Below are 18,828 nucleotides of genomic sequence, written 5' to 3'. Positions count from 1 at the left end.
CGCCAGCGGTCGCGTGGGGCTCGGGGCCGGGGCAGGCTGAGAGGGCCGATCGGCGCCGCCGCGGGCGTCGCGGGCACGCTCCGACTCGGTCGGAGCACCGCGCACCGCGTGAGAGAATGGTCTAGACAACCGTTGATTCATGAAGGGCAGAACCATGGCTGAGCGCCGCGTCAACGTCGGTTGGGCCGAGGGCCTGCACGCCCGCCCCGCTTCCATCTTCGTCCGTGCAGCCACGGCCTCCGGCGTCCCCGTGACGATCGCCAGGGCCGAGGGCAACCCGGTGAACGCTGCCTCCATGCTCGCGGTGCTCGGTCTCGGCGCACAGGGGGGCGAGGAGATCGTGCTCGCGTCCGAGGCCGACAACGCCGAGGTCGCTCTGGACCGTCTGGCGAAGCTGGTCGCCGAGGGGCTCGAAGAGCTTCCGGAGACCGTCTGAAACATTTTCTGCGAGAGAGCCGCGGCACCCTGAACCGGAGCCGCGGCTCTTTTGTTTCCCCTGCTTCCTCCTGCGTTCCCTCTGTTTCCTCCTGCCGAAATCGCGCGAGGCGGCCCGAGTGGACCCGGCTCACGGAATTGCGGCCCACGGAGTCAGGGCAGGGGAATTCAGACCGGTGGAATTATCGCGGGCGGGACCCGCTTCCCTCCGGAATCGCACTTCACCTCTTTGTATACGGCCCGATTGTTAATACAGGGCGCCCGTGGTGTTTACGGGATGTTGCGAGGTCCTCACCCGGTCGGTGCGCGGGACGGCGGGCCGACGGGCCGCGCGATCCCCCGGCCGGTCGGTCCGGCGCAGCCGGTGCGCGGCCGCGGCCCGTTCGACGTGCTGGGCGGCCAGTGCCCTGGCCCGGTCCGCGTCACGGCGCGCCACCGCGTCCACGATGGCCCCGCGCTCGGCCCAGGAGTCCATCGGCCGGGCGGGCGGCTCGACCGTGTACATCCAGGCGATCTTGTGCCGGAGCTGAGTGAGCAGGGCGGTCAGACCGGGACTGCCCGACGCCTGCACCAGCGTCTCGTGGAACCAGCCGTCCAGCGGGCGCAGGTCCTCCGCCTCGCCCCGCCCGGCCCGGTCCCGGCCGAGCCTGACCAGACCGCGCAGCACCTTGAGGTGCGCCTCGGTGCGGCGCCGGGCGGCGCGCGCGGCACCCAGCGGCTCCAGCAGCGTCCGGACCTCCAGGAGATCCGCGGCCTCCAGCTCGGTGGGCTCGGCGACGCAGGCACCCGCGTGGCGGCGGGTGACCACGAACCCCTCCGACTCCAGGGTCCGCAACGCCTCCCTCACCGGCACCCGGGAAACTCCGTACCTGCGTGCCAGCAACTCCTCGGTGAGCCGGCTGCCCCGCTCGAAGACGCCCGAGACGATGTCGTCACGAATTGCCGTGCATACCGAATGCGCCGGAATGCGCATGTCCGAACCTCCGCCTCAATCCCCGCACACCGCGGCCGGCCGACACCTGCCCCGTGACTCTATTGCAATGCGGCCGTATTTCCGATGCCGGACGGAAATTCATGAATATCTTTTGGCCGCGGGGCGGTTCGGCGGACGGGGCCCCTCAGCGGGGCGCCCCTCGGTGGATACGCCGACGGCCCCGGCGGGCTGCCGGGGCCGTCGAAGGGCGTGGAGGAGCACCGCGGGGTGCACGGGGTCAGACGTTGACGCCGTGGGCGCGCAGGTACGCGACGGGGTCCACGTCGGAGCCGTACTCCGGGGTCGTGCGGGCCTCGAAGTGGAGGTGGGGCCCGGTGGAGTTGCCGGTCGAGCCGGAGAGGCCGATCTGCTGACCCGCGCCGACACTCTGGCCGACGGAGACGCCGATCGAGGAGAGGTGTCCGTACTGCGTGTACGTCCCGTCCGTCATCCGGAGCACGATGTTGTTGCCGTACGCGCCGCCCCAGCCGGCCTCGACGACCGTACCGGCGCCGACGGCGACGACGGAGCTGCCGGACGCGGCGTGGAAGTCGACGCCCGAGTGGCTGCCGGAGGACCAGAGCGAGCCGCCGGACTTGTAGCCGGTGCTGACGTACGAACCGGCGACCGGCAGCCGGAAGGCGCCCAGCCGGGCACGCTCGGCGGACCGGGCGGCACGTGCCTCCTCGGCACGCTCCTCGGCCGCGCGCTTCGCCTCGGCCATGGCCTTCGCCTCGGCCTTCTTCCTGGCTTCGGCCTTCTTCTCGGCCTCCGCCTTCTTCTTGGCCTGCGCCTTCGCCTTCGCCACGACGTCGGCCCGGTGCTGCTGCGCGTCGGCCTGGGCCTCGATCTGGTCGGCGAGGGCCGCGTCGATGGCGATGACCTGGTTCAGACCGGCCCCGCCGACGGAGGGGGCGTCGGAGCCCGCCGCGAGGGCCGGGGAGGCCAGGCCGCCGATGACTCCGGTGGTGGCCAGGGTCGCGACGCCGACGGCCTTCGCGCTCCCGCGCGTCAGACGGCTCGGGGCACGGTGCTTCCCGGTGGCACGGGTGAACGCCATGAAGTGGCTGGTCCTTTCCTTCCTTCTCGCCTACCGGGTTAGCTGACGGGTTCGGAGCAGGAAGGTCTCCTACGGACGCCCCGGCCGTCGCGGCTCGGGCGTCCGATTCACCCCAGGGACTTCATGGGTCCCCGGCTCCCCTGGCTCGCGCCGGACGGGGACTCGGCGATGACTGCCCGGTACGTCGCGGTTGCGGCATACGAGTGGCGGACAGCCGAGCCGACGCTAAGCGGGGCCGCTTTCGTTCGCCAAACGGACAGGCCGTTTTGTAGCGCATCCCACAGGGCAGACAGGCAACCTCCCCCACAAGAGCGGACAAAAGGGAGAGTTGCAGCAAAATCCCCCTTGCCGCGACTCTCCCTTTGTCCTGCTCTGTGCGACTACCCGGCCTTCCGTCTTTTGGCGGGGCCGTTCATCAGCCGGAGACCACCGAGACCTCTCCGATGCCCAGGGCGCGGATCGGCTCCGCGATCCGGGCCGCGTCACCGACGAGGATCGTGACCAGCCGGTCCTCCGGGAACGCGTTGACGACCGCCGCGGTCGCCTCGACCGTGCCGGTCTCCGCGAGCCTGGCGTACAGCTGCGCCTGGTAGTCGTCGGGGAGGTGCTGCTCGACCTGGTCGGCGAGAGTGCTCGCGACGGAGGCCGCGGTCTCGAACTTCAGGGGCGCCACGCCCACGAGGTTCTGCACGGCCGTCTCGCGCTCCTCGTCGGTCAGGCCCTCCGCCGCCAGGGTCCGCAGGACCGTCCACAGGTCCTTGAGGGCCGGCTCGGTGGACTCCGTGTCCACCGACCCGCTGATGGCGATCATCGAGGCACCGGTCGCACCCGACTCGGAGTCCGGGGCCGACGACCGCAGCACCTGGGCGAAGGCCCGCACACCGTAGGTGTAGCCCTTCTCCTCGCGCAGCACCCGGTCCAGCCGGGAGGTGAGCGTGCCGCCCAGGCAGTACGTGCCGAGCATCTGGGCCGGCCACACGCTGTCGTGCCGGTCGGCGCCGATCCGGCCGATCAGCAGCTGCGTCTGCACCGCGCCCGGACGGTCGACGATCACCACCCGGCCGGTGTCGTCGGCGGTGATCGGCGGGGCGGGCCGGGGCGCGGCGGGCTCGCCCGACCAGTCGCCGAGCGTGTCGGCGAGCAGGGCGTCCAGGTCGATGCCGGTGAGGTCGCCGACAACCACGGCGGTCGCGGCGGACGGCCTGACGTGGGCGTCGAAGAACGCGCGCACCGCCGCCGAGTCGATCCGCTCCACCGTCTCCTCGGTGCCCTGACGCGGGCGCGACATCCGCGCCGCGGCCGGGAACAGTTCCTTGGAGAGCTGCTTGGCGGCGCGCCTGGCCGGATTGGCCTGCTCGTGCGGGATCTCGTCGAGCCGGTTGCGCACCAGTCGCTCGATCTCGCCGTCCGGGAAGGCGGGCGCCCGGAGGGCCTCGGCGACCAGGGCCAGGGCCTTGGCGAGCCGGGAGGCCGGGACCTCCAGGGAGACCCGGACACCGGGGTGGTCGGCGTGGGTGTCGAGAGTGGCGCCGCAGCGCTCCAGCTCGGCGGCGAACTCCTCCGCCGTGTGCTTGTCCGTGCCCTCCGAGAGCGCCCGCGACATGATCGTGGCCACGCCGTCGAAGCCCTCGGGCTCGGCGTCCAGCGGGGCGTCGAGGAAGATCTCCACCGCAACGACCTGCTGGCCGGGGCGGTGGCAGCGCAGCACCGTCAGGCCGTTGGGCAGGGAACCCCGCTCCGGGGCGGGAAAGGCCCAGGGCCGGGCCACGCCGGGGGTCGGCTGCGGGTGGTACTGCATCGAAACTCCAGTCGCGGCGTCGGTCACTTGCCCGCTCCTTCGTGCGCGTCGGTGTCGTCGGCGTCGGTCTCGTCGGCGGGCTCGGCCGACTCGACCGGCTCGTAGACCAGCACCGCCCGGTTGTCGGGGCGCAGCTGGGCCCTGGCCGCGGCCCGAACCTCCTCCGCGGTCACGTCGAGCACCCGCTGCACGGCGGTCAGGGCGAGCTGCGGGTCGCCGAACAGCACGGCGAAGCGGCACAGTTCGTCCGCGCGGCCCGCGACCGTGCCGAGCCGGTCCAGCCACTCGCGCTCCAACTGGGCCTGCGCCCGCTCCATTTCCTCGGGCGTGGGGCCCTCGGCGGCGAACCGGGCGAGCTCCTCGTCGACCGCGGTCTCGACCTCCGGCACCTCGACCCCGCCGGACATCTTGACGTCCAGCCAGCCGAGTGAGGGCGCTCCGGCCAGCCGCAGCAGTCCGAACCCGGCCGCCACGGCCGTGCGGTCGCGGCGGACGAGGCGATTGTGCAGCCGCGACGACTCGCCGCCGCCGAGCACGGTCAGCGCGAGGTCCGCCGCGTCGCACTCCCGGGTGCCGTCGTGCGGCAGCCGGTAGGCGGCCATCAGGGCGCGCGCCGGAACCTCCTCGCGCACCTCCTCGCGCAGCTGCTCACCGATGATCTCGGGGAGCGTGCCGTCGCGCGGCGGCTGCTTGCCGTCGTGGGACGGGATGGAGCCGAAGTACTTCTCGATCCAGGCGAGGGTCTGCTCGGGGTCGATGTCGCCGACGACCGAGAGCACCGCGTTGTTGGGCGCGTAGTACGTACGGAAGAAGGTGCGCGCGTCCTCCAGGGTCGCGGCGTCCAGATCGGCCATCGAGCCGATCGGCGTGTGGTGGTACGGGTGGCCCTCGGGGTAGGCCAGGGCGGTCAGCCTCTCGAACGCCGTGCCGTAGGGGACGTTGTCGTAGCGCTGGCGGCGCTCGTTCTTGACGACGTCCCGCTGGTTCTCCATGGACTCCTCGTCGAGCGCGGCGAGCAGCGAGCCCATGCGGTCGGCCTCGAGCCAGAGGGCCAGCTCCAGCTGGTGGGCGGGCATGGTCTCGAAGTAGTTGGTGCGCTCGAAGCTGGTGGTCCCGTTGAGCGAGCCGCCGGCCCCCTGCACCAGCTCGAAGTGGCCGTTCCCCTTGACCTGGCCGGAGCCCTGGAACATCAGGTGCTCGAAGAGGTGAGCCAGGCCGGTGCGTCCCTTGACCTCGTGGCGCGAGCCGACGTCGTACCAGAGGCAGACTGCGGCGACCGGGGTCAGATGGTCCTCGGAGAGCACCACGCGCAGGCCGTTGGCCAGGCGGTGCTCGGTCGCTGTCAAGCCGCCGGAGCCGGCCTGAGCTGTGGCCGTGTGACCCATGGGCATGTACGTCCCTTCGATCGCGATACTGGATTTCCTGCGAGACCTGCCACTGTAAGCAAGCGCACACGCGCCTGGCGAAGTTCCCGTCCCGCGGAAGTTCGCGTGAAAGGGGGGCGCACCCCCGCGCGAGGGGGCGGGAAACCCCGTCGGCGGGCGCCCCGAACGCCCTTTGGGCCGGGTCGAGGTCGGGGATGTCAGTGCGGCGGTCCACAATGGTCCGCGTCAGAACCTGAGGTTGCCCGAACAGAATCCGTGAAGGAGTCGCAGCAGCGATGGCCCGCCGCAGCACGAAGACCCCGCCGCCGGACGACTTCGAGGAGAAGATCCTCGACATCGACGTCGTCGACGAAATGCAGGGCTCCTTCCTCGAGTACGCGTACTCGGTGATCTACTCCCGGGCCCTGCCCGACGCCCGGGACGGCATGAAGCCGGTGCACCGCCGCATCGTCTACCAGATGAACGAGATGGGCCTGCGCCCCGACCGCGGCTTCGTGAAGTGCGCCCGCGTGGTCGGCGAGGTCATGGGCAAGCTGCACCCGCACGGCGACGCGTCGATCTACGACGCGCTGGTCCGTCTGGCGCAGCCGTTCTCCATGCGGCTCCCCCTGGTCGACGGCCACGGAAACTTCGGCTCGCTCGGGAACGACGACCCGCCGGCCGCCATGCGGTACACCGAGTGCCGGATGGCCGACGCGACGTCGCTGATGACGGAGTCGATCGACGAGGACACCGTCGCGTTCCAGTCGAACTACGACGGTCAGGAGACGGAGCCGACCGTTCTCCCCGCCGCGTACCCGAACCTGCTGGTCAACGGCTCGTCCGGGATCGCGGTCGGCATGGCGACCAACATGCCGCCGCACAATCTGGGCGAGGTCGTCGCCGCCGCCCGGCACCTGATCAAGCACCCGGGCGCGGACCTGGAGACCCTGATGCGGTTCGTGCCCGGTCCCGACCTGCCCACGGGCGGCCGGATCGTGGGCCTGGGCGGCATCAAGGACGCGTACGCCCGGGGACGCGGCACGTTCAAGATCCGCGCGACCGCTTCCGTGGAGAACGTGACGGCCCGTCGCAAGGGCCTGGTCGTCACGGAACTCCCCTTCACCGTCGGCCCGGAGAAGGTGATCGCCAAGATCAAGGACCTGGTCTCGGCGAAGAAGCTCCAGGGCATCGCGGACGTGAAGGACCTGACCGACCGCGAGCACGGCCTGCGCCTGGTCATCGAGGTGAAGAACGGCTTCGTGCCGGAGGCCGTGCTGGAGCAGCTCTACAAGCTGACGCCGATGGAGGACTCCTTCGGCATCAACAACGTGGCGCTGGTCGACGGGCAGCCGCTCACGCTGGGCCTCAAGGAGCTGCTGGAGGTCTACCTCGACCACCGCTTCGAGGTGGTGCGCCGGCGCAGCGAGTTCCGCCGGGGCAAGCGCCGCGACCGGCTGCACCTGGTCGAGGGCCTGCTCGTCGCGCTGGTCGACATCGACGAGGTCATCCGGCTCATCCGTTCCAGCGACAACTCGGCGCAGGCCAAGGAGCGACTCATCGAGCGGTTCTCGCTGAGCGAGGTCCAGACGCAGTACATCCTGGACACCCCGCTGCGTCGGCTGACCCGGTTCGACCGGATCGAGCTGGAGAGCGAGCGGGACCGGCTCAACGACGAGATCGCCAAGCTGACGGCCATCCTCGAATCGGACACCGAGCTGCGCAAGCTCGTCTCCACGGAACTGGCCGCGGTCGCCAAGAAGTTCGGCACCGCCCGGCGCACGGTGCTGCTGGAGTCGGCCGGTACGCAGGTCGCCGCGGTGCCGCTGGAGGTCGCGGACGACCCGTGCCGGGTGCTGCTCTCCTCGACCGGTCTGCTGGCCCGTACCGCCAATGACGAGCCGATCGTCCTCGCCGAGGACGCCAGGCGCGCCAAGCACGACGTGATCGTGTCGGCCGTGCCCGCGACGGCACGGGGCGATGTGGGCGTGGTGACGTCGACGGGCCGGCTGCTGCGGCTCCCGGTGATCGACCTGCCCCAGCTGCCGGACACCCACGCGGCGCCCAACCTGTCGGGCGGGGCGATGGTCTCCGAGTTCCTCACGCTGGAGAACGACGAGGCGGTCATCTGTCTGACGACGCTCGACGAGTCGTCCCCCGGCCTGGCGATCGGCACCCTTCAGGGCGTCGTCAAGCGGGTGGTGCCGGACTATCCGGCCAACAAGGACGAGCTGGAGGTCATCACCCTCAAGTCCGGTGACCGGATCGTCGGCGCCGCCGAGCTGCGGACCGGCGAGGAGGACCTGGTGTTCATCACCTCCGACGCGCAGCTGCTGCGCTACCCGGCGGCGCAGGTGCGGCCGCAGGGCCGGCCCGCCGGGGGCATGGCGGGGGTCAAGCTGGCGGCGGACGCCGAGGTGATCTCCTTCGCCGCGGTGGATCCGGCGGCGGACGCGATGGTGTTCACCGTCGCGGGCTCGCACGGCACGCTGGACGACTCGGCGCAGACGTGCAAGTTCACCCCGTTCGACCAGTACCCGCGCAAGGGCCGGGCCACCGGCGGGGTGCGCTGTCAGCGGTTCCTCAAGGGCGAGGACGTCCTGGTGTTCGCCTGGGCGGGTGCGGTGCCCGCCCGTGCCGCGCAGTCCAACGGCGCGCCGGCCGAGCTGCCGGAGCCGGACCCGCGGCGCGACGGTTCGGGGATTCCCCTGGTCAAGCCGGTCGCGGTGGTCGCGGGCCCGGTGTAACCGACCGGTCCGACGGCGCGGGGCCGGGCACGGCCTACGCGTCGTCGGGCCGCCGCACGTACCGCAGGACGCCCCACATGCTCCGTTCGTGTGCGGCGTCCTGCGTCGCGTCCGGGCCCGGTGCGGCGCTCTCGCGGCAGCCGTCCAGCTCCTCGGCCAGGGCCTCCGGGTCGATGCCGGAGCCGATCAGCACCAGCTGGGTGAGGCGCGGCTCGTCGCGCGTCCACGGCCGCGGGTCGAACCGCAGGAACCTGCCGACCGTGTGCAGGGCGTACCTGTTGGCCCGGTCGCCCACGCCGAAGTCGACGAATCCCTTGATCCGGTAGAGGCCCCGCGGGCGGGAGTCGAGGAAGTCCATCAGGCGGCGGGGGTTCATGGGCACGTCCGCGGTGAAGGACACGCTCTCGTAGGCGGCGTGGAGGTGGTGCCCGTGCCCGTCGTGGCCCTCCTCCTCGGCCCGCTCCGCCAGGAGCAGGTCCTCGAAGGTGAGCTGGCGCGCCTTCTCCGCGCCGTCCGGTCGCAGCGCCGGGTCGAAGAGGAGTTCCGGATCGATGCGTCCGTACGTGGCGCGGATGACCGCGGGTCCGCCACCGGCCGGCCGGCCGTCGGAGACCGGGGCACCGGCCTCGGCGACGGCCTTCCCGACCCGGGCCAGCTCCTCGCTCCCGACCAGATCGGTCTTGTTCAGCACGACGAGATCGGCGACGGCGAGGTGGCGGTCGATCTCCGGGTGGCGCTCCCGGGTGGCGTCGAACCCGGCGGCGTCGACGACCTCCACCAGTCCCCCGTAGACGATGTCCGGGTTGTCGCTGGCCAGCAGCATCCGTACGAGTTCCTGCGGCTCGGCCAGTCCGCTGGCCTCGATGACGATCACGTCGAGGCGGGCGGAGGGCCGGGTCAGCATGTCGAGGAAGGTGTCGAGTTCGCTCGCGTCGACCGCGCAGCACAGGCATCCGTTGCCCAGCGAGACGGTGGAGCCGACCTGTCCCGAGACGGTCATGGCGTCGATCTCGATGGAGCCGAAATCGTTGACGATCACGCCGATCCGGTTTCCCGCGCGGTTGGCGAGGAGGTGGTTGAGCAGTGTCGTCTTGCCCGATCCCAGGAACCCCGCGAGGACGATGACCGGAATCTGCTGCTTGCGGGGCGGGGACGACGGGTTCAACGGAAACCTTCCTCGATGGCCTCAGGGCGCCGGGACCGGCTGCGGCGGGGGCGTGCCCACGTAGCGGGCCGCCGGACGGATGATCTTCGAGTCCTCCGCCTGCTCCAGGATATTGGCGCTCCAGCCGACCACCCTCGCCGCGCAGAAGGTCGGCGTGAACATCTCGCGCGGCAGTCCGCACAGCTCCATGACGACCCCGGCGTAGAACTCCACGTTGGTGTGCAGCTCACGGCCCGGCTTGAGTTCGGCGAGGATCGCCTCGACCTGTCGTTCCACCTCGACGGCGAAGTCGACGAGCGGGCCGCCGAAGCCCCGGGCGATGTCTCGCAGCATGCGTGAGCGGGGGTCCTCGGTGCGGTAGACGGGGTGTCCGAAGCCCATGATCCGCCCGCCCGCGAGCACCTGCTCGCGGATCCAGCCGTCGATGCGGTCGGGGGTGCCGATGGCGTCCAGGGTGTCGAGCGCGCGGCTGGGCGCCCCGCCGTGCAGCGGTCCGGAGAGCGCGCCGACGGCGGCCACCAGACAGGCCGCGACATCGGCGCCGGTGGAGGCGACCACGCGACCGGTGAAGGTCGAGGCGTTGAAGCCGTGGTCGATGGTGGAGATCAGGTACTGCTCGACGGCCCTGACGCGTGCGGCGTCCGGTACGGAGCCGGTCAGCATGTAGAGGTAGTTGGCGGCGTGGGGCAGGTCGTCGCGCGGCTCGACCGGTTCGAGGCCCCGGCCGAGCCGGTGCAGGGCGGTGAGCACGGTGGGGACGGCCGCGCAGGCGGCCAGGGCGTCGTCGCGGCGCCGGCCGGCGTCGATGTCGTACACCGGTCGGAATCCGGCCGATGCGCCGAGGAGCGAGAGGGCGGTGCGCAGCCCGGCCAGGGGGCCAAAGGCGGCTCCCGCGCGCGCTATGGCGGGCAGTGCCTCGCGCACCTCGGCGGGGAGCCGGCGCAGGGCGGCGGTGCGGGCGGCGAACTCGGCACGGGCCCCGGCGTCGGGCAGCGTGCCCTCGAACATCAGGTACCAGACGTCCTCGAAGCTGCGGGTCCGCGCCAGCTCGATCGCCGAGTACTGCCGGTAGTGGTAGAAGCCCTCGCGTCCGCGGACGTCGCCGAGGGCCGTGTCGGTGACGACGACGCCCGCCAGTCCTCGGGGTACGTCGAGCGGGGTGCCGCTGGTCGTGGTCGGCATCGTTTCCTCCGTGGGATCCGGGGCTCATCAATATTGATTCGACCATCTAAGATTGACTCAATCTCTGTCAATATTGATTGAATCAATGTGTATACGGTTGGCGACATGACGGATCGAGCAGCACCCGACGACGGTTCCGGGGCGACGACGCAACGACGGCTCAGCACCCGGGAGACGGCCGAGCGTCTCGGGGTGAAGCCGGAGACGGTGTACGCCTACGTCAGTCGGGGCCAGCTGAGCAGCACCCGCGCCCCCGGCGGGCGCGGCAGCACGTTCGACGCGGCGGAGGTCGACGCGCTGGCCCGGCGCACGGGCCGTCGGGAGCCCCCGCCCGCCCCCGGCGACCTGGTCTTCCGCACCGGTGTCACCCTGATCGAGGACGACCGCTACTACTTCCGCGGCGTCGACGCGACCGAACTGGCCCGGGAGTACGCCTACGAGGAGGTCGCCGAGTGGCTCTGGACCGGTGAACTGCGCCCCGGCATCCGCTTCGCGGCGCCCGACGAGGCGCTGACCGCGGCGCGCGGGGCGGTCGACGCGCTGCCCGCGCACAGCAGTCCGACGGACCGGCTGCGGGTCGCGGTGATCGCCGCGGCGAGCGCCGATCCGTTCCGCTTCGACCTCTCGCGCGAGGCCGTGCTCGCCGGTGCGCGCAGCCTCGTGCCGACCCTGGTCGGCGCGCTGCCCCAGGCGACCGGAGGGACCGGGGAGCAGCCGGAGGGACAGGGGGCACGGGAACGGCCGGAGGAAAGGGAGGCCGGGCTGGCCCGGCAGCTGTGGTCGAAGCTCACCGCCCGGCCCGCCGACGAGCCGTTCGTCACCGCGCTGGACGGTGCCCTCGCGCTGCTGATCGACCACGACCTCGCGGCGTCGACATTGGCCGCCCGGGTCGCCGCGTCCGCCCACGCCCATCCGTACGCGGTGGTCTCCGCGGGGCTCGGAGTGCTGGAGGGACCGCTGCACGGGGCGGCGAGCGGGCTGGCCCACCGGATGCTGGCCGAGGTCCTGGAGCGGGGCAGCGCGGTTCCGGTGGTCGCCGACCACCTCCGTGCCGGGCGCAGGGTTCCGGGGCTCGGCCACCGGCTCTACAGGACCGAGGATCCCCGGGCACAGGCGCTGTTCGCCCTGCTCGCGAAGGTTCCGCAGGCCGCCGGGGCGCTCGCTGCGGCGCACGACGTGGTCGCCACGACCGCCCGGCACACGCCTCTGCCCGCCAATGTGGACCTGGCGCTCGCCGTGCTCTCGGTCTCCTCCGGCATGGCCGCGGAGGCCGGCGAGACGGTGTTCGCGGTGTCCCGCACGGCCGGATGGATCGCGCACGCGCTGGAGGAGTACGGGGAGCGCCCCCTGCGCATGCGCCCCAGCGGCCAGTACTGCGGCCCCCGTCCCCCTCAGCCGCTGCCCGCCGCCGCGGACGCCCCGTCACGGCTGTCCGCGCCGTGAACGCGGTGGCCTCGGGGCGGCGGCACGGGAAGAAACGGGAAGTATTTCGGAAAGGGCCATAACGCCGCTTACCGTTCATACGATGAGCGCCCCACCGCCCGTTTCCAGAAGAGCACGCCGTTTCGGCTGGCCGCAGCGGGTCTTCTCCCAGGTCCTGCTGATGCAGCTGGCCATCGTCACCGGTGTGACCGCGCTGGCCACCGGGCTCTTCCTGGCGCCGCTCAGCGCCCAGCTCGACGACCAGGCGATGCGCCGCGCCCTGGCCATCGCGCAGAGCACGGCGGCCCAGCCGCGGACCACCGAGTCGCTGCTCGCCACGGCCCCGTCCCCCGCCGGGCCCGTGCAGTCGGCGGCCGAACGGGTACGGCGGGCCACCGGCGCCGAGTACGTCGTCGTCATGGACCGGCGCGGGGTGCGCTGGTCGCACCCCGACACCGGCAAGATCGGCAAGGTCGTCTCCACCGACCCGAGCGACGCGCTCGCGGGCCGGGACGTCATGGAGATCGACAGCGGGACGCTCGGCCGGTCGGCCCGGGGGAAGGTACCGCTCCGCGACGGATCGGGCCGCGTCGTGGGCGCTGTCTCCGTCGGCATCGCGTACGACAGTGTCCGCGCCCGGCTGCTCGCGGCGATCCCGGGACTGATCGCCTACGCGGGCGGCGCGCTCGCCGTGGGGGCGCTGGCCGCGTATCTGATCTCCCGGCGGCTCCAGCGGCAGACCCACGACCTCGCGTTCTCCGACATCTCCGCGCTGCTGACGGAGCGCGAGGCGATGCTGCACGGCATCAGGGAGGGCGTCGTCGCGCTGGACCGTGCCGGGCGGGTGCGGCTCCTGAACGACGAGGCGCAGCGCCTGCTCGGACTCGGCCCCGATGCCGCCGGCCGCCCGCTGGACTCCGTGCTCGACGCGGGACGGACGGCCGACGTGCTGGCCGGACGGGTGCTGGGCGACGATCTGCTGACGGTGCGGGGCAACCGGGTCCTGCTGGTCAACCGGATGCCGACCGACGACGGCGGCGCCGTCGCCACCCTCCGCGACCGCACCGAGCTGGAACATCTCGGCCGTGAACTCGACTCCACCCGTGGCCTGATCGACGCACTGCGGGCGCAGGACCACGAGCACGCCAACCGGATGCACACGCTCCTGGGGCTGCTGGAACTGGACATGCACGAGGACGCCATGGAGTACGTCACCGAGGTCGTCGGGGTCCATCGGGCGACGGCCGAGCAGGTCACCGAGAAGGTGCGCGATCCCTTGCTGGCCGCGCTCCTGGTCGGCAAGGCCACGGTCGCGGCGGAGCGCGGCGTCGCGCTGCGCATGGCGCCCGGAACCCTGCTCCCGGACCGGCTGGTGGACCCGCGCGGGCTGGTCACCGTCGTCGGCAACCTCGTCGACAACGCGCTGGACGCGACGACCGGCACGGACGACGCCCTGGTCGAGGTGGGGTTGCGCACCGAGGGCCGTACCGTGGTGCTGCGGGTCCGTGACAACGGCCCCGGCATTCCTCCCGTACAGCGCGAAGCGATCTTCACGGAGGGCTGGTCGACCAAGGAGGTCCCGGCGCACGGCAAGCGCGGCCTCGGCCTCGCTCTGGTGCGACGGCTGGCGGAACGGCAGGGTGGCGGTGTGACCGTCGACGAAGCCGTGGACGGCGGCGCCGAGTTCACCGTCGTACTGCCGGAGGCCCTGACCGACGCGGACATGACGGAACCGGGCAGAACCGCCCCAGGGGCGCCCGGACCTGAGGTGACCTGCTCTGGAGCACCCGGTTCCGGGACGCCCGGTTCTGGGACGCCCGGTTCTGGGACGCCCGGGCCGGGAACGACCTCACCTGGGACGGGCGCACCGACAACTGGAACCGTGGGAGAAACTCAGTGATCGAGGTCCTGGTCGTGGACGACGACGTCCGCGTCGCGAAGGTCAACGCGGCCTATGTCTCCAGGGTGCCGGGATTCCGGGTGGTCGATGAGGTCCACTCCGCCGCCGAGGCTCTTGCCGCGATCGAGAGCCGACGCGTGGACCTGGTCCTGCTGGACCACTACATGCCCGGCGGCAACGGCCTCGCCATGGTGCGCGAACTGCGCAGGCGTGGTCACCACACCGACGTGATCATGGTAACGGCCGCACGCGATGTCGCCACCGTGCAGGAGGCCATGCGGCACGGCGCGCTGCAGTACCTGGTGAAGCCGTTCACGTACACGGGACTGCGCACCAAGCTGGAGGGTTACGCGGCGCTGCGCCACACCCTCGAACGCGGCGGCGAGGCCGAACAGGGCGAGGTGGATCGGCTCTTCGGCGCGCTGTGGGCCGCGGGCGAGACCGACCTGCCCAAGGGGCACTCGCCGACCACGGCCGAGCTGGTCAGACAGGCGCTCCGCAGCGCCGACGGGCCGCTCTCCGCGCAGGAGATCGCGGAGAGTGCCGGTATGAGCCGTCAGACCGCCCAGCGCTATCTGAAGCTGCTGGAGAAGTCCGGCAGGGTGCGACTGACCCTGCGGTACGGCGAGACGGGCCGCCCGGAGCACCGCTACACCTGGTCCCCCGGCGGACGGACCTGACCGTCCCGGCCCCGATGTGCGCCCGACTGCCCGTCCCATGCCTACACCGCTCCCGCTCCGGTCAGCGCGCGGACCTCGGTCTCCGCGTGCTTGGCCTCGTCGGGCGGCTCGGGGGACGTGACCGTCCCGATCCAGCCGGCCAGGAAGCCCAGCGGGATGGAGACCAGTCCGGGGTTCTCCAACGGGAAGAGCTGGAAGTCCACGCCGGGGAACAGCGAGGCGGGGCTGCCGGAGACGACCGGTGAGAGCAGTACGAGCAGCACGGCGGGAATCAGCCCGCCGTAGACGGACCAGACCGCGCCCCGGGTGGTGAAGTTCCGCCAGAACAGGGAGTACAGGAGCACGGGGAGGTTGGCCGAGGCGGCGACGGCGAAGGCGAGCCCCACCAGGAACGCCACGTTCAGGTTCTGGGCGATCAGGCCGAGCCCGATGGCGGCGACCCCGATCCCGGCCGCCGCCACCCTGGCGACGGCGACCTCGCTGTACTGCTTGGCGCCCGGCCGCCTGAGCGAGGCGTAGAGGTCGTGGGCCACGGAGGCGGACGAGGCGAGGGTGATGCCCGCGACGACCGCGAGGATGGTCGCGAAGGCGACGGCACCGACCACGGCGAACAGAATCGCGCCCCCGGTGGATCCCTCACCGCCGCCGAGCTCCATGGCCAGCAGCGGGATCGCCGTGTTGCCCGCGGCGTTGGACGCCCGTACCTCGGCCGAGCCGACCAGGGCGGCCGCCCCGAATCCGAGCACGATCGTCATCAGGTAGAAGCCGCCGATGAGCCCGATCGACCAGACGACGGAACGGCGGGCCGCACGGGCGGTGGGCACGGTGTAGAACCGCGACAGGATGTGCGGCAGCCCCGCCGTGCCGAGCACCAGGGCCAGGCCCAGGCTGATGAAGTCGATGCGCGCGGTCCAGCTCCCGCCGTACTTGAGGCCGGGCAGGAGGAACCTGCTGCCGTGCCCGCTCCGGTCGGCGGCGGAGTTGAGCAGGGCGTTGAAGTTGCCGTGGAAGTGGATCAGGACGAGCACGGTCAGCGCGACCGCCCCCGCCATCAGCAGCACGGCCTTGACGATCTGGATCCAGGTGGTGGCGCGCATCCCGCCGAGCGACACATAGACGATCATGAGCGCGCCGACGCCGATGACGGTCCAGGAACGGGCCGCACCGCTCGTACCGCCGAGCAGCAGGGCCACCAGGCTGCCCGCGCCCACCATCTGCGCCACGAGGTAGAGCACGGATACGGTGACGGAGGAGGTGCCCGCCGCGATCCGGACCGGGCGTTCCGCCATCCGCGCGGCCACCACGTCGGCGAGCGTGAACCGGCCGCAGTTGCGGACCAGTTCGGCGACCAGGAACAGGACGACGAGCCAGGCGACGAGGAAGCCGACCGAGTAGAGCATGCCGTCGTAGCCGAAGAGGGCGATGAGGCCGGAGATGCCGAGGAAGGACGCGGCCGACATGTAGTCGCCCGCGATGGCGAACCCGTTCTCCATCGGGGAGAACAGCCTGCCGCCCGCGTAGAACTCCTCGGCCGAGCCGTGGCGGTTGCGGCTCACCCAGGCGGTGATGGCGAGCGTCACCGCGATGAAGGTGCTGAACAGCAGGAGCGCCAGCGTCTGATGGTTCCCGTTCAACGCCCGACTCCCCGTGTCATCTCCTGGGTCTCCCACCGCAGTTCGAGCGCGGCCCGGTCCCGGCGCAGGCGCGCGTGCCGCGCGTACACCCCGGTGAGCAGGAAGGTCGTGAGGAACTGCCCGATTCCCGCGACCATCGCGACGTTGACCGCTCCGGCCACCGGCCTGGCCATCAGTCCGGGAGCGGTGATCGCCGCGACGACATAGACCAGGTACCAGACGAGGAAGGCGAGGGTGGCGGGAATGACGAACCGCCGGTACCTGCGGCGCACCTCCTGGAAGGCCCCGCTGCGCTGCACCTCCAGGTAGATGTCGGCCGCGCTGCAACCGCGTCGCGGCTCCGCGGGCGCGGATCGCCCGGCGGGGACGAAGTCTCCCGTGCCGCCCGGCCCACCCGGCCCGGAGGTCGGCTCGTCGTGCCACGGGTCGTCGAGCCGCACCGTTGCGGCCTCACGCCCTGCTTCCTTCTCCACGGAACAACTCCCCTTGTCCACGGACCACTTCGGCCGTGTACCCAAGAATGGGCAGATCAGGAAGACCCCGGGCGTGCCATTCGCCGGTCTTCACCTCTTCAGGTGAAGACCGATCCGGGCGGCTGTGCGAGGCCCCGAACGTACGCATAGCGAACGGCCTGGGCCCGGTCTCGTACCCCGGCCTTGGCGAAGAGGTTGTTGATGTGGCTTTTCACCGTGGCCTGCGAAATGTGCAGCTGCCGGGCGATCTCCGTATTGGACAACCCTTCCGCGATCAGGACCAGCACCTCCAGCTCACGCGGCGTCAGACCGTCGGGCAGCTCCGGCTCGGGCGGCGGGACCGGCGGCAGGGGACTCGTGGTGACCCGCTCCAGCAGACGGCGCTGCACACTCGGGGAGAGCCCGGCCTCGCCCGACAGCACGGCCTGGACCGCCCGCACGATCTCGTCGCCCCCGGCGTCCTTGGTGAGGTAGCCGCGTGCCCCTGCCCGCAGCGCGGGGAAGAGCGAGTCGTCGTCCGCGAACGTCGTGAGCACCACCACCTGGGTCCCGGGGTGGTCCTTGCGGATCCGCCGCGTCGCCTCGACCCCGTCGCACCGGGGCATCCGCAAGTCCATCAGGACCACGTCGGGGGCCAGTTCGGCCACGAGTGCGACAGCCTCCTCGCCGTCCTTCGCCGATCCGACCACCTCGATGCCGGGCAGCAGCCCCAGCAGCATCACGATTCCTTCGCGCACCACCGACTGGTCGTCGGCGACCACGACCCGCGCGTTCACACGGGCACCCGCAGACTCACCACGAATCCCTCCTCGGCGGGTCCCGCCTCCAGCGTCCCGCCCATCAACTCGGCCCGTTCCCTCATTCCCAGCAGACCGTATCCGGATCCACTGCCCGCGAGTTCACTCCCGGGGACGCCGCCCGAGTCCCTGACCTCCAGGGCGACTTCGTCCGGGAGGTACTCCAGCCGGACGAGGACCCTGGCCCCCGGTGCGTGCTTGCGCACATTGGTCAGGGCCTCCTGCGCCACTCTCCGGACCGTCTGCGACGTCTCGGCCGTCAGCGCCCGTCGCTCCCCCTCCACACTGACCTCCGCGGGATCGGCGGCCACCAGTTGTCTCAGGAAGTCCTCAACAGGAGACACCTCCCCTCTGAGCGCGGAGAGCGCCTGCCTGGTCTCCGCGAGCCCCTCACGCGCCATGGAACGTGCCGCCACGACCCGCTCCAGCACCCCGTCCCGGAACTCTCCTGCGGGTTCCCGCTCGATCAGCAGCCGCGCCGCCTCCAGATGCACCAGCTGCGCCGAGAGACTGTGTGCGAGCACGTCGTGGATCTCCCTGGCGATCCTGGCCCGCTCCCCCAGTGCCGCCGTTTCGGCTTCCGCCGCGCGGGCCGCCCGCTCCTGCACGAGCAGTCTCTGGGCGTTGCCGCGGGCCTCGGCGTCCAGCCTGAGCACATAACCGGCCAGCGAGAGACCGACGGTGGTCGTAGCCGTGGAGAACCAGCCGTCGGTGTTGACGACGGCGTACACGCCGAGCGTGAGGGCCGTCACGGGAAGAGCCGCCGCGAGAGGCAACCGCTCCAGCGCGGTGACCGCACAACCGCACCACAGGAGCGTCGCCAGCAGAATGGCGTCGGCCTCTCGCGCTCCGAAGGCTGCCAGCAGCAACAACGTCATCAGACCGAGTGACGGCCAGAGCCGGTGTTCCAGGCTGGTCCGGAAGAACGCCCACGCGACGACCACGCAGCCCAGGACTCCCACCAGTCCGGCCACGATCGCCCAGGGGCCGAACCGCCCGCCGCCGAACGTCCCCCACAGCATGGCGGCGATCAGTACCCCTCGGACCGACCAGGTGATCACCTTCCGCGGACGGGTGCGGTTCGCCTCCGAGAGCGCCTCCCGGGAGGGCCAGCTCGTCCAGGTCGCACGCATCACACTCGGTCCTTCCATGCCGGCTGCGGTGCCGTCCCGACGGCGAGGACGGTACATGCCGGCCC

General features: G+C 71.6%; 15 protein-coding genes and 1 riboswitch. Of the genes, 5 read left to right on the top strand and 10 right to left on the bottom strand.

What is annotated here, in order from left to right:
• The first annotated feature begins 154 nt into the window (after positions 1–154).
• Entirely contained in the window at positions 155–436 is a 282-nt protein-coding gene (locus EAO76_RS33765; RefSeq protein ID WP_148839860.1) for an HPr family phosphocarrier protein, read from the top strand.
• Positions 437–682: 246 nt separating this feature from the next.
• Here EAO76_RS33765 and EAO76_RS33760 read toward each other — a convergent pair whose 3' ends face one another.
• The 4 genes from EAO76_RS33760 to EAO76_RS33745 form a co-directional block, all read right to left on the bottom strand.
• Positions 683–1,408 (bottom strand): GntR family transcriptional regulator, encoded by a 726-nt coding sequence (locus EAO76_RS33760; RefSeq protein WP_148839858.1) that lies wholly within the window; start codon positions 1,406–1,408, stop codon positions 683–685.
• A 238-nt stretch (positions 1,409–1,646) separates the two neighbouring features.
• Positions 1,647–2,468, bottom strand: a complete 822-nt coding sequence (locus EAO76_RS33755) for a M23 family metallopeptidase (RefSeq protein WP_148839857.1) — start codon at positions 2,466–2,468, stop codon at positions 1,647–1,649.
• Positions 2,469–2,481: 13 nt separating this feature from the next.
• Positions 2,482–2,646, bottom strand: a riboswitch (cyclic di-AMP (ydaO/yuaA leader).
• Positions 2,647–2,883: 237 nt separating this feature from the next.
• Positions 2,884–4,266 (bottom strand): pitrilysin family protein, encoded by a 1,383-nt coding sequence (locus tag EAO76_RS33750; protein WP_148840458.1) that lies wholly within the window; start codon positions 4,264–4,266, stop codon positions 2,884–2,886.
• 23 nt (positions 4,267–4,289) lie between these two features.
• A complete protein-coding gene (locus tag EAO76_RS33745; protein WP_187438870.1) occupies positions 4,290–5,657 on the bottom strand; it encodes a pitrilysin family protein in 1,368 nt (455 codons plus the stop codon).
• Between the two features lie 269 nt (positions 5,658–5,926).
• Between EAO76_RS33745 and EAO76_RS33740 the strand changes: the two genes are divergently transcribed.
• The gene (locus EAO76_RS33740) at positions 5,927–8,377 is read left to right on the top strand and encodes a DNA topoisomerase (ATP-hydrolyzing) subunit A (protein WP_148839855.1); all 2,451 of its coding nucleotides are present in this window, start codon (positions 5,927–5,929) and stop codon (positions 8,375–8,377) included.
• A gap of 34 nt (positions 8,378–8,411) precedes the next feature.
• Here the strand turns inward: EAO76_RS33740 and EAO76_RS33735 are convergent, their stop codons facing one another.
• Both EAO76_RS33735 and EAO76_RS33730 read right to left on the bottom strand, forming a co-directional pair.
• Positions 8,412–9,542, bottom strand: coding sequence for a GTP-binding protein (locus EAO76_RS33735; RefSeq protein WP_148839853.1), 1,131 nt, complete (start codon positions 9,540–9,542; stop codon positions 8,412–8,414).
• A gap of 21 nt (positions 9,543–9,563) precedes the next feature.
• Entirely contained in the window at positions 9,564–10,724 is a 1,161-nt protein-coding gene (locus tag EAO76_RS33730; protein WP_148839852.1) for a citrate synthase/methylcitrate synthase, read from the bottom strand.
• Between the two features lie 105 nt (positions 10,725–10,829).
• Here EAO76_RS33730 and EAO76_RS33725 point away from each other — a divergent pair, with 105 nt between their 5' ends.
• The 3 genes from EAO76_RS33725 (at position 10,830) to EAO76_RS33715 (ending at position 14,726) form a co-directional block, all read left to right on the top strand.
• A complete protein-coding gene (locus EAO76_RS33725; protein WP_148839850.1) occupies positions 10,830–12,167 on the top strand; it encodes a citrate/2-methylcitrate synthase in 1,338 nt (445 codons plus the stop codon).
• Positions 12,168–12,249: 82 nt separating this feature from the next.
• Positions 12,250–14,046: a sensor histidine kinase gene (locus EAO76_RS33720; RefSeq protein ID WP_148839848.1), complete on the top strand. Its 1,797-nt coding sequence runs from the start codon at positions 12,250–12,252 to the stop codon at positions 14,044–14,046.
• Positions 14,043–14,726, top strand: coding sequence for a response regulator (locus EAO76_RS33715; RefSeq protein WP_148839846.1), 684 nt, complete (start codon positions 14,043–14,045; stop codon positions 14,724–14,726). Before EAO76_RS33720 ends, EAO76_RS33715 begins: the two co-directional genes overlap by 4 nt.
• Positions 14,727–14,767: 41 nt before the next feature.
• On the opposite strand, the gene EAO76_RS33710 is transcribed toward EAO76_RS33715, so the two are convergent.
• From EAO76_RS33710 to EAO76_RS33695, 4 genes are all read right to left on the bottom strand, one after another.
• Positions 14,768–16,360, bottom strand: coding sequence for a cation acetate symporter (locus tag EAO76_RS33710; RefSeq protein WP_148839844.1), 1,593 nt, complete (start codon positions 16,358–16,360; stop codon positions 14,768–14,770).
• Positions 16,357–16,800, bottom strand: coding sequence for a DUF485 domain-containing protein (locus tag EAO76_RS33705; RefSeq protein WP_148840456.1), 444 nt, complete (start codon positions 16,798–16,800; stop codon positions 16,357–16,359). Before EAO76_RS33705 ends, EAO76_RS33710 begins: the two co-directional genes overlap by 4 nt.
• A 131-nt stretch (positions 16,801–16,931) precedes the next feature.
• Positions 16,932–17,609 carry a response regulator transcription factor gene (locus EAO76_RS33700; protein ID WP_148839843.1) on the bottom strand — a complete coding sequence of 226 codons (678 nt, stop codon included), beginning with the start codon at positions 17,607–17,609 and terminating at the stop codon, positions 16,932–16,934.
• Entirely contained in the window at positions 17,606–18,766 is a 1,161-nt protein-coding gene (locus EAO76_RS33695) for a sensor histidine kinase (RefSeq protein ID WP_399463404.1), read from the bottom strand. The genes EAO76_RS33700 and EAO76_RS33695 overlap by 4 nt, the downstream gene beginning before the upstream one ends.
• Positions 18,767–18,828 lie beyond the last annotated feature (62 nt).

This window comes from Streptomyces sp. sk2.1 (genome assembly GCF_008120935.1).
Lineage (GTDB): Bacteria > Actinomycetota > Actinomycetes > Streptomycetales > Streptomycetaceae > Streptomyces.
Note: the sequence above shows the minus strand (reverse complement) of the source record. Positions and strands in the feature narration are given on the sequence as shown.